Origin of the sequence: Flavobacterium sp. (genome assembly GCF_043720215.1) — a bacterium.
Taxonomy (GTDB): Bacteria; Bacteroidota; Bacteroidia; order Flavobacteriales; family Flavobacteriaceae; genus Flavobacterium.
In genome coordinates this window covers 1-3,808 of sequence record NZ_JAYSSZ010000152.1, presented here as the reverse complement: position 1 = coordinate 3,808, position 3,808 = coordinate 1, and the positions used below count along the sequence as shown (strand labels likewise).

Below are 3,808 nucleotides of genomic sequence, written 5' to 3'. Positions count from 1 at the left end.
TTTTGTAACTTCAGGAAGCTTCTCAAAACCTGCTGTAAAAGAAGCCAGAGAGTCAAGAGAGCACATTGAATTAATCGATTTTAATCGATTTACTTCTTTATGGCAAGAATATTACTCAAAAATGGATGATGAACAAAAAATACTATTACCCTTACACCCAATTTACTTTTTAGGAAGTAATGATTAATTAAAATGGCAAAATTTTTAACAACATCAGGAGTTTCCTATCAAGTAGAGCTAATCATAAAAGAAGGGGTTGCAGTTGTCATTTCGACGAAGGAGAAATCGCATTAAGAAAACGCAATTGAATGTGATGCTTCCTGCGTCAGCATGACAAAGCTCCCAGTTAGCGAAGATTTATACAGGGTATTTTTATGATACAAAAATTAGTAAAACAGTATAATTGCACTAAATCGGTTTAAAAATAATAGTCTAAATTGAAATCGAATAACTCCTTGATAATTCCCACCTATGACTACAAATAAAAATGGGCAAATTCCTTCTTCTACTATCCAAAATAGTGAAGCTATAGCTATAAAAAATGCAGGACTGGTTATACTGAACAATTACTTCGACATGTTGTTCGAACGACTGCATCTTACAGCCAACAAGCAATTTACCAGTGCCGAAAACCAAAGTAAAGCGGTGCATTATTTACAGTACCTCGTGACTGGTTTAAGCATCACCGAAGAAGCCTATTTACCTTTGAACAAAGTGCTATGCGGATTGCCTTTAACACAAACGGTTCCAACAGGTATCACAATTTCTGAAGCCGAAAAACAGTTATTAGACGGTATGATTAAAGCGGTTATTTCACATTGGTCGTCTATAGGGGAATCTACCGTCGATGGTTTTAGCCGCAACTGGCTGGTACGTGATGGTTTGCTACAAGAACGGGAAGACCGATGGGAGCTCACTGTGGAAAAAAGAGCTTATGATGTGCTACTGAATCGATTCCCTTTTTCTTTCTCGATTATCAAATTTCCTTGGATGGAGAAACCACTTCATGTGATTTGGGGTTTTTAAATTGTGTGGTATATTGCGTTAGTATGACAAAACCACGATGTTTGTCATGCTGACGCAGGAAGCATCACATAAAGAAAATAAAACAAGAAAATGATAATGTGATGCTTCCTTCGTCAGCATGACAAAAGCACAATCCTTGTCATTTCGACGGAGGAGAAATCGCATAAAGTAAATGTAACTGAATGTGATTCCTCCTGCGTCAGCATGACAAATACAACAACTCCTTTAGCGCCGATTACTTCGTCAGTTCGGCTAAAGCCTCGGGTGCAAATCCGCGCTATCAGGAGATTTGGCTAAATGGAAAAATTGGTTTGTATTTGTGAGAATTTTGTTAATCCGAATAATTGGTTTAATTTAGTCCCAAACCTCGTGTAGCACTAAGACGTTATAGCCAATGGTGGTAGGACGACACTACTTCGACAAAATATTTAATTTAAATACCATACTCTACTATTTAACAAAAATACCTTACTTTATAATCAAAATAAATTTTATACCAATATGGCCTCAGGTTTTTTTACAATTTTAGACGACATAGCTGCCTTGATGGATGACGTTGCAATTAATGTCAAGCTTGCTACAAAAAAAACAGCAGGAATACTTGGTGATGATTTGGCCGTGAATGCCGAAAAATCAACGGGCTTTGTATCATCCAAAGAAATCCCTGTTTTATGGGCTATTACAAAAGGTTCATTTGTCAATAAGTTAATTATTGTGCCTGTAACGTTATTGCTAAATATATTTTTACCCGCTGCCATAATAGTAATACTAATACTAGGAGGTTTTTACCTCGCATTTGAAGGTGTAGAAAAAATTGCAGAATACTTCTTTCATAAAAATCAACCTGCAAATCAACCTGAAGTTGGAGTAATTAAAGAAGATGCTGAATTGGAAAAAGTAAAAATAAAATCAGCTGTGACCACCGATTTTATTCTCTCTGTTGAAATAGTAATTATTTCTTTAAGTACCGTTTTAAACAAAAATTTAACTGTACAAATATTAACCTTATCAGTTGTTTCCTTACTAGCTACGGCAGGTGTTTATGGTATTGTAGCACTGGTTGTTCGTATGGATGATTTTGGATTTAAGCTGATTGAAAAATCGGATAAAAAAGGATTTTTAAATGCATTGGGTCAGTTATTAGTAAATGCCCTACCCATTGTCATCAAGATATTTTCTGTGGCAGGAACCATAGCATTATTACTTGTGTCGGGCGGTATATTTGCGCACAATATTGACTATTTACACCACATTTTACCAGAGTGGCCAAGCATTATCAAAGAATTTATTTTTGGCGTAATAGGCGGAATATTTGCTTTATTTTTAATAGCTATTGTTAAAAAAATTATTTCTCTTTTTAAAAAAATTTAGTATTGGTCCTACTGAACAATTACAGTAATGAGAAAAAGATAAAAACTAAAATAATGAACTTATTAAAAAAATAGAAAACATGACAAAAAAACAAATCATTTTAATCGTACTAGTTGTAACCTTACTTTTTTGGGTTGACCCCATATATGCTGGACCAGGAGGTTATGTCGCTAAAGGATTATTTAAAACGTTTTGGGGTAAGCTTCTTTTGGCTGCACTGGTTATCATTTTCTTGCCATTAATTTTATACATACGCTTTGTGGAGTATCGTAAGGCACGAAAAATTAAGAAAATCCTGAATCAACTTGCCGTTAACAACAAGGCGCTTTCGTGGCTGCAACTGGAAAAGGAATTTTCCAACATTATAAGAAGAGTCTATAACGCTTGGACAAATGAAGATATGGCGGAAGTAAAAAACTATGTCAACCATTGGTTTTGGCAAAACCAGCAATTGGTTTATTTAGAGCAATGGAAAAGAGAAAATTTAAAAAACGTTAGTCGCTTGCAGACTTTAGGCAAAATGAAGCCTGTTTATCTGGAGCTTACTTCAGAGGAGAATTGGGAAGGTTCGCGCATTGCTGTTTGTATTGAGCTTGAAGTAGAAGATTATCTAATGGATCGAGATACAAAGCAAATTGTGCAAGGCAAGGATGGCTATCAGGATGTAGAGTATGTTTGGTTTTTTGAATATAACAATGGACAATGGTTGCTTGACGACATTCAGGAAGGCGCTTTATCACTTCAGTTTGCGAAGATGAAGGATGTGATTCCTGAAGGCTTTGTTGTGTTTGTTAGGTAGGTGAGTGGTGTAAACCTTGGGTGCAAATCCGCGCTATCAAGGCACGTTAGTATGACAAAAGCACGATGTTTGTCATTTCGACGGAGGAGAAATCGCATCACGCAAATCCTACTGGATGTGATGCTTCCTGCGTCAGCATGACAAAAAAAAAATAATGTGATTCCTCCTTCGTCGGAATGACAAAAGACAAAAGACAAAAGACAAAAAGACAAAAGGACTAAAGAAAAAGTAAAACATGGAAAATATTATGTTTGAGCATAACGAAGGTCACCACACTTATTATGTTTATATTATTACCAATAAATACAGGTCTACTTATTATGTTGGGATGACAAATAATTTAAAACAAAGGTTGGAGCAGCATAAAGAAAATATTGAAAAAGGAATTAAAACCTTTGCTTCGAAATATAATATTGAATTCTTGGTGTATTATGAGAAATATACTTGGGTACAGCAAGCTATTGCTAAAGAAAAAGAAATTAAAGGTTGGAGAAGAGAAAAGAAATTAGAATTAATTCGTTCGTTTAATGAGAACTTTGAATTTTTGAATCATCATTTTGTAACTTATAATGTGATTGATCCTTCGTCGCAATGACTAAAGCACAATACTTG

4 protein-coding genes and 1 pseudogene are annotated in these 3,808 nt (G+C 35.1%); all 5 read left to right on the top strand.

Translation table 11 applies throughout. The annotated features are described in order from the left end of the window. Positions 1-187 (top strand): annotated as a pseudogene (locus ACHZC3_RS07165) (Mrr restriction system protein); the annotation flags it as partial. A 284-nt stretch (positions 188-471) separates the two neighbouring features. Next, on the top strand, positions 472-1,026 hold the full coding sequence (locus tag ACHZC3_RS07160) for a contractile injection system tape measure protein (RefSeq protein ID WP_394759182.1): 555 nt from the start codon (positions 472-474) through the stop codon (positions 1,024-1,026). A gap of 501 nt (positions 1,027-1,527) precedes the next feature. After that, the gene (locus tag ACHZC3_RS07155) at positions 1,528-2,397 is read left to right on the top strand and encodes a DUF808 family protein (protein WP_394759181.1); all 870 of its coding nucleotides are present in this window, start codon (positions 1,528-1,530) and stop codon (positions 2,395-2,397) included. Positions 2,398-2,476: 79 nt separating this feature from the next. Further along, positions 2,477-3,196 (top strand): hypothetical protein, encoded by a 720-nt coding sequence (locus ACHZC3_RS07150; protein ID WP_394759180.1) that lies wholly within the window; start codon positions 2,477-2,479, stop codon positions 3,194-3,196. Between the two features lie 235 nt (positions 3,197-3,431). After that, entirely contained in the window at positions 3,432-3,791 is a 360-nt protein-coding gene (locus ACHZC3_RS07145) for a GIY-YIG nuclease family protein (RefSeq protein WP_394759179.1), read from the top strand. Positions 3,792-3,808: the final 17 nt, after the last annotated feature.